The organism is Corynebacterium sp. ACRPE (assembly GCF_022347435.1).
In the GTDB taxonomy this organism is placed as follows: Bacteria; Actinomycetota; Actinomycetes; order Mycobacteriales; family Mycobacteriaceae; genus Corynebacterium; species Corynebacterium tuberculostearicum_D.
In genome coordinates this window covers 109,989-116,854 of sequence record NZ_JAKRNA010000006.1, presented here as the reverse complement: position 1 = coordinate 116,854, position 6,866 = coordinate 109,989, and the positions used below count along the sequence as shown (strand labels likewise).

The window sequence follows — 6,866 nt, the reverse complement described above, 5'->3', positions numbered from 1 at the left end:
CCACACCGAGGATTTCCCGTCGGGGGCTAGATATATGCTTCCGGAGCATATACTTTCCGGAAACCTACAGGTCAATCCGTGAAAATCCGCGATTCCGGACACACTTTTTGACCCTTAACCCGGAAAGGGGCTCTTTCATATACCCACGACAACGCCACGACAGGGTTAAGGCCTAAACGACAGCTTGTGTTGTTTTGCGGCGTGTCGAGTTAAACGACATTTTGTGTTGGTGGGCTTAGGTGGCTGGCAGCGTTAAGGAGTTAAAGCCTCGATAGCCAACTTGTGGCCACGTTATGCCCCAAGAGGGGAGGGCATAACGCATTAACGTGGCTGATTCGGGGCCTGGGCGGATGTTCAAGAAATAGCCTAGGCAGGCAGAGGCCCTAGTAGCGCTCGCGGCGGCGCTTGTTCAGCTTGGCGTAGTGATCCGGCTTGGAGTCGCCGTAGCGCGAGCGATTGCGGCGGCTGGCGGCATGCGAGGAGGACGCGGCGGGAACGGCTGTGGCGGTATCGGTGGCGTCGTCAGCGGCCGCGTGGGCGTCGTGCCGGGAGGTCGCAGGGGACGGGGCTTCTACTGGCGCGGAGCTTGCACTGGAGGCGTCCGCGGGCTCGGATGGAGTTGAGGCATCGGCATCGAGGGCGGAGAGGGCTGCTTCCTCCTCGCGCAGGCGGCGACGCTCACGGATTTCGGACCACACGAAGTAGCCCAAGCCCAGCGGGGCCATGATGCCGAAGGCAATCCACTGGTAGCCGTAGGAGAGGTGGTTGCCGCGGTCGAGCTGCGGGATGGGCATGGCGTTGAGCACGCCGGGCTGGTCGGCGGAGAGTTGGATGTAGTCGTGGGCCAAGGGGGCGTCGATAAGCGTGGCAATCTGCTCCGTATGGATGGAGTAGACCTGCTGGTAGCCCTCCTGCTTAATGGGGGCGGACTGGTGCTCGGCCTCGTCGGCGCGGATCATGCCGGTAAGCGTGGTCTCGCCCGAGGGAGCATCAGGGATATCCGGCACGGCGTTGGCCTCGCCGGCCTTGACCCAGCCGCGGTTGACCAAGATGGTCAGGCCGGAATCGGTGCGGAAGGGCACCAGGGATTGGTAGGACGGGCCGGAATCGACCGGGCGCAGGCGCAGTAGCACCTCATCCTGCGGCATGTACTTGCCGTGCAGGGTGGCGCGGGACCACTCATCGTCCTTGATGGCGCCATTGCCATCCACGAGGTCTTCCACCGGCTGGGGATCAGCCTCATAGGCGTGGGTGATGAGCTCGTTGCGTTCCACAATGTCATCGTCCTTGCCCAGCTGCCACGGGGCAAGGACGGTAAAAGCGAGGTAGGAAAAAGCCACGACGAACAGCAGCAGTAGAACCCAACCTGGCTTAAGGAACGTCTTTAGCATGGGGCCTAGTTTAGTCGCGGTTAGCGCGAATCCAATCCAGCAGGCCAGGCACGGCGGCCTCGATATTCTTGCGCGTGGTCTCGAAATCCGCGGTGGAACCGTAATACGGGTCTGCCACGTCCGCGTCCTCCGGGGAGTTGGGGTCGAAGCTGCGCATCAGGCGAATCTTGTCGGGGTCGATGCCGTGCTCAATGAGGGCCTCGCGGTGGCCCTTGTCCATAGCAATGAAAAGATCAGCGTCCATGTGCTCGGCGCCCAGCTTTGCCGCGCGGTGGGAACCGCCATCGTGGCCGCCGCGGCGCAGCTCGGCAATAGCGCGCTCGTCCGCGCCCTGGCCCACATGCCAGCCGCCCAGACCGCAGGAATCTACGGTGGCAACGAGGTCTAGCATGTCCTTTTCCATTTCATCGCGCACGATGATTTCTGCCATGGGGGAGCGGCAGATATTTCCGGTGCAGACAAAAACGAGGTAAAGGCCGGAGCGGGTATCGGATTCGGTCATGCGGAAAACCCCTTCGCGCGAATAGTACTGTGGTGCGGAAGATAGGATATAGCAGTACTAACTATTCCATGAAACGAGCATAAAGGAGCACCTCTATGTCCGCTGTGAGCGTGGGCGATGTCCGCCGCGTACTCGATGAGGCCTATCCGCCGCACCTGGCGGAAAAGTGGGATGCCGTGGGACTTATCTGCGGCGATCCGGCCGCGGAGGTAAAGCGGGTGGCCTTTGCCTTGGACTGCACCCAGGCGGTGGCCGAGCGCGCGGTGGAGCTCGGCGCGGACATGCTCGTGGTCCACCACCCGTTGCTTTTGCGCGGGGTGGAGTCCGTGGCGGCCGATACGCCCAAGGGCAAGGTAGTGCACACGCTGGTCAGCAATGGCGTCGCCCTCTTTGCGGCCCACACCAACGCGGATAAGGCGCGGCCGGGCGTAAACGACAAGCTCGCGGAGTTGGTAGGCATCAACCCCGGCCGGCCCATCGTGCCGGAGCCGCAGGGCGTGGATAAGTGGGGCGTGCACGTGCCGGTTGCCGCGGCCGAGGAGGTAAAGCAGGCGCTTTTCGACGCCGGCGCGGGCCACATCGGTGCCTACTCCCACTGCTCCTTTGATATCGCCGGCACGGGCCAATTCCAGCCGGAGGAGGGCGCTGACCCCACCGAGGGCGAGATCGGTGCGCTGCACCGCGGCGAGGAAATCCGCGTCGAGTTCGTCGCCCCGGCCGCACTTCGCTCCTCTTTGCTGAAGGCCCTGCACACCGCCCACCCTTATGAGGTGCCGGCCTATGACATCACGGAAACGGCCGGCCACCAGGACCTGGACAACGCGCTCGGCCTGGGCCGTGTGGGAGAGCTGCCGCAGGAGATGACCCTGCGCGAGTTCACCCAGCAGGTGGCTAATGCCTTGCCGGAGACCGCCTGGGGCATCCGCGCCGCCGGCGATCCGGACCAGAAGGTGCGCACGGTGGCCGTGTCTTCCGGTTCGGGAGATTCTTTCCTCTCCGCGGCCGCGAAGCTAGGCGTGGACGTGTACGTCACCTCGGATCTGCGCCACCACCCGGTGGATGAGCACCTGCGCGCCGGCGGCCCCGCCGTTATCGATACCGCCCACTGGGCCAGCGAATTTCCGTGGACCGCCCAGGCGCGCGATATCGTAGAGGATGCTTTAGAACTGGATACGGAAATTATTAGCCTGCGCACCGACCCGTGGACTATCTCTGCGCACCCAAAGGAGTCATAAGTGAAACTATCGCAAGAACTACAGCCGGTACTGCTGGAGCTGGCCAACCTGGAACGCTCGCAGGGCCATGGCGCTGAGAAGGAAATCCCGGAACAAGCCGAGTATGACAAGGCCAAAGAGGAGCACAAGCGCCTGCTCGATGCCTCCGGTTCTGCACAGATGGCCGTCGATGACATGGAGACCGAAATCCTGCGCATCCAGGCCGATGAGCGCAAGCTGCGCCAGCGAGAGCGCGATGACAAGCGCCAGCTTGGCGCCGCAGTGGACCCAGAAACCCGCAAGGATCTAGAGCACGATCTCTACGCGGCCAAGTCCCGCATCGCAGACCTCATGAGCGAGCTGCAGGAGGCGCATAACGAGGTGCACGCGCTGCGTTCCAATCTAGACGTCCACGGCGCGCGCGTTTCTGATTCCGAGCGCAAGCTGGAAAAGCTGCGCCGTGCGGCCGAGGCGGCTAAGGAAGCGGCCGCCAATCAAGAAGACCCGGCCGTGCGCATAGGCGAGCTGCGCGATCAACTGCCCGCTGGAGTGCTCAGCGAGTACGATACCCAGCGCGAGGAAAACGGCGTAGGTGCCGCCCAGTTCAAGGCCAACCGCGCCTGCGGCGGCTGCTTCATCGTCTTGCCGCCGGCCGAGCAAAACGCCGTGCGCAATGCCCCGGCCGATGAGCTGCCGCAGTGCGGCGATTGCGGCTCCTACCTGGTGCGCCTGGTCTAATGAAGGTCATCATCTACGCCGATGGCGGATCCCGCGGCAACCCCGGGGTAGCCGGTTCCGGCACCGTTATCTATGACGGCAGCGGGCAGCGCATCCTGCGCGAAATTGTCTACGTGGTAGGCACCAAGTCCACCAATAACGTCGCTGAGTACAACGGCCTGCTGCGCGGCCTTGAAGCCGCCACCGAGATGGGCGCTACCGAGGTGGAATTCCACATGGATTCCAAGTTGGTGGTGGAACAAATCAACGGCCGCTGGAAGATCAAGCACCCTGACATGCAGAAGCTGGCCCTGCGCGCCCGCGAATACATCAACGGCTTTTCCTCTTTCAGCCTGGACTGGGTGCCGCGCGCCAAAAACAAGGTGGCAGACGCCCTGTCTAATGACGCCATGGATGCCGCGGCCGCCGGGCACCCGGAAGGCATCGTTGCCGGTGAAGAAGGCGCCGAGCCAGCCCCAGCCGCGGAGCAGGACACCACCGCGCCGCACCCCACCGATTGGCTGGGGGACCGCGGACCTACCACCCGCTTTATCTTGCTTCGCCACGGGCAGACGGAGATGTCGGCCGCCAAGCAATACTCCGGCCGCGCCAATCCGGGCCTTACCGAGCTTGGCCAAAAGCAGGCGCTCGCCGCTGCGCAGGCGCTTGCCGACGCCGACTTTGACGCCATCGTCTGCTCGCCCCTGCGCCGCTGCCAAGAGACCGCGGCGGCCGTGGCCAATGGCCGCGATATCGAGGTAGAGACGGTCGACGGCCTCATCGAGGTGGACTTCGGTGCGTGGGAAGGCAAGACCGCGGCCGAGGCCCACCAGCGCGATCCGGAACTCCACGAGGAATGGCTGCACGATGCGAGCGTCGCCTGTCCGGGCGGCGAATCGCTGCAGGCGGTCAACCGCCGCGTGCGCACCACCCGCAAGGAGCTCCAAGAGCGCTTCGCAGGCAAGACCGTGTTGGTGGTCAGTCACGTCAACCCAATTAAGTCTTTCATCCGCCAAGCGCTCGATGCCGGCCCTGCCACCTTTGGGCATCTCTTCCTCGACCTGGCTGCCATTTCGCAGGTGGAGTTCTGGGAAGGCGGCTCTATGGTGCACGGATTTAACGATGTGGGCCACCTGGCAGGCCTGCGCTAGAATAAGGAACGCGAATGAGCCGGCCGGGTGATCGCGTCGCTTCATACGGGCAGCCACGTGCTGCCGCGTGGGCGCCGAGGAAAGTCCGGACTCCACAGAGCACGGTGGTTGCTAACGGCAACCCGGGGAAACCCGCGGGCAAGTGCAACAGAAAGTAGACCGCCTCGTGCCTCCACTTGGTTTCGGCCAAGTTGGAGCCACAAGGTAAGGGTGAAACGGTGCGTTAAGAGCGCACCAGCACCGTCAGCGATGGCGGTGGCTGGGTAAACCCCACCGGGAGCAAGGCATCACGGCCCCGCCACGTTGCGGGGCCCGATCAGGCGTTTTAAGGCTGCTCGCTCGAGCCTGAAGGTAGCTGCTGGAACCAACTGGCAACGGTTGGTCTAGATGGATGTTCACCGCGCGGTGCTTCCCAGGGAGTGCCGCGATGAGACAGAATCCGGCTTATAGGCCGACTCATTCGCCCTACTACGTTTATGGTGGTGGGCATGAAGCTCTACGCCGCCCCGCTCGATTTCCGCGCCATTGCCACAGAATTTTCGGTAGCCACCGATTTTCCGGCCGCGGTCACTGCCCAGGCCGCCCGCGCGCAGGACCGATACGCCGACTCGCGCCGCGACGCCCGCGAAATTCCCTTCGTGACCCTGGATCCCGCCGGCTCCCTGGACTTGGATCAGGCAGTCTACATCGAAGAACGCGAGGGCGGATACCGCGTCTTTTATGCCATCGCGGACGTTGCTGCTTTCATCGAGCCCGGCAGCGAGTTAGAGCGCGAATCCTTCCGCCGCGGCCAGACCATCTATCTTCCCGATGAACCCGCGCGCCTGCACCCGCCAGAGCTTTCCGAGGACCGAGCCTCGCTGTTGCCTGGCACCGATAAGCCGGCCGTGTTGTGGACCTTTGACTTGGATGGCAACGGCGAGGTGGAGTCCTTCCACGTCGAGCGCGCGCTCATTTATTCCCAGGCACGCCTGGATTATGAAGGCGCGCACGCGGACCTCGCGGCCGGCAACCTCCACCCATCCATCGCGCTGCTGCCGGTGGTCGGCCGGCTGCGCCAGGAATCTTCCCTGCGCCGCGAGGCCATTTCCTTGCGCCTGCCCTCCCAGCGCGTGGTGGAAAATGACGACGGTACCTTTGAGCTCATCATCGAGCCGCGCTATGAGGTCATGGACTATAACTCCGAAATTTCCCTGTTGGCCGGCATGTGCGCTGGGCGCCTCATGCAGGAAGCTGGTGTGGGCTTCTTGCGCACCCTGCCCGCGGCCGAGCCGGAGCATGAGCGCCAACTTCGCGCCGAGGCTCAGGCCCTAGGCTTTACGCTTGGCGACGCCCCCATTCCCCAATTCCTCCTCACCGTCGACGCTGATTCCCCGCGCGGCATGGCCGTCATGCGCGAAGCCCAAAGCCTTTTGCGCGGAGCCGACTATGCCTGGCTAGGCGAGCAGGAAGCGCAGGTGCACGCCGGTATTGGTGGCTACTATGCCCACGTCACCGCGCCGCTGCGGCGCCTTTCCGATAGGTTCGCCACGGAAGTATGCCTAGCGCTATGCGGCGATTATGAGGTTCCCGAGTGGGTAACAGGCGGCGCCACGGAGATCATCGGTGCGATGCGTTCGACCTCGCAGCTCGCCTCCCAAGTGGATAAGGCCTGCCTGAACCTGACTGAGGCGACCGTGCTGCGACCTTGGCTCGGGACTAATTTTCCGGCCACCGTGGTCCGCGGGGACCCGAAGCGGGACAAGGCACGGATTTTCGTTCCGGAGCCACCCGTCTTCGCCCAATGCGTGGGCGCACCGGAAACCGGCAGTGAAACCACTGTCTCGCTGGTGACGGCGGATACCGATTCACGCGAGGTTCTTTTTGCCTGGCCGGCCGACTAGCCGGCAGG

Annotated in this window: 6 protein-coding genes and 1 other RNA gene; 5 read left to right on the top strand and 2 right to left on the bottom strand. The window is 63.7% G+C overall.

The window, feature by feature from the left end; genetic code table 11:
* Nucleotides 1-383 precede the first annotated feature (383 nt).
* Nucleotides 384-1,391 (bottom strand): SURF1 family protein, encoded by a 1,008-nt coding sequence (locus tag MHY13_RS04990; RefSeq protein WP_239281647.1) that lies wholly within the window; start codon nucleotides 1,389-1,391, stop codon nucleotides 384-386.
* A 10-nt stretch (nucleotides 1,392-1,401) separates the two neighbouring features.
* Nucleotides 1,402-1,893 (bottom strand): low molecular weight protein-tyrosine-phosphatase, encoded by a 492-nt coding sequence (locus MHY13_RS04985; RefSeq protein WP_204611349.1) that lies wholly within the window; start codon nucleotides 1,891-1,893, stop codon nucleotides 1,402-1,404.
* Between the two features lie 95 nt (nucleotides 1,894-1,988).
* On the opposite strand from MHY13_RS04985, the gene MHY13_RS04980 reads away from it, so the two are divergent.
* The 5 genes from MHY13_RS04980 to MHY13_RS04960 all read left to right on the top strand — a co-directional run bounded on the left by MHY13_RS04980 (nucleotide 1,989) and on the right by MHY13_RS04960 (nucleotide 6,858).
* Nucleotides 1,989-3,128, top strand: a complete 1,140-nt coding sequence (locus MHY13_RS04980; protein ID WP_239281644.1) for a Nif3-like dinuclear metal center hexameric protein — start codon at nucleotides 1,989-1,991, stop codon at nucleotides 3,126-3,128.
* The gene (locus tag MHY13_RS04975; protein ID WP_005324390.1) at nucleotides 3,129-3,845 is read left to right on the top strand and encodes a zinc ribbon domain-containing protein; all 717 of its coding nucleotides are present in this window, start codon (nucleotides 3,129-3,131) and stop codon (nucleotides 3,843-3,845) included.
* Entirely contained in the window at nucleotides 3,845-4,975 is a 1,131-nt protein-coding gene (locus MHY13_RS04970; protein ID WP_239281617.1) for a bifunctional RNase H/acid phosphatase, read from the top strand. Before MHY13_RS04975 ends, MHY13_RS04970 begins: the two co-directional genes overlap by 1 nt.
* 15 nt (nucleotides 4,976-4,990) lie before the next feature.
* Nucleotides 4,991-5,438, top strand: an RNA gene (rnpB, locus tag MHY13_RS04965) — RNase P RNA component class A.
* A gap of 25 nt (nucleotides 5,439-5,463) precedes the next feature.
* Nucleotides 5,464-6,858 (top strand): RNB domain-containing ribonuclease, encoded by a 1,395-nt coding sequence (locus MHY13_RS04960; protein ID WP_239281615.1) that lies wholly within the window; start codon nucleotides 5,464-5,466, stop codon nucleotides 6,856-6,858.
* Nucleotides 6,859-6,866 lie beyond the last annotated feature (8 nt).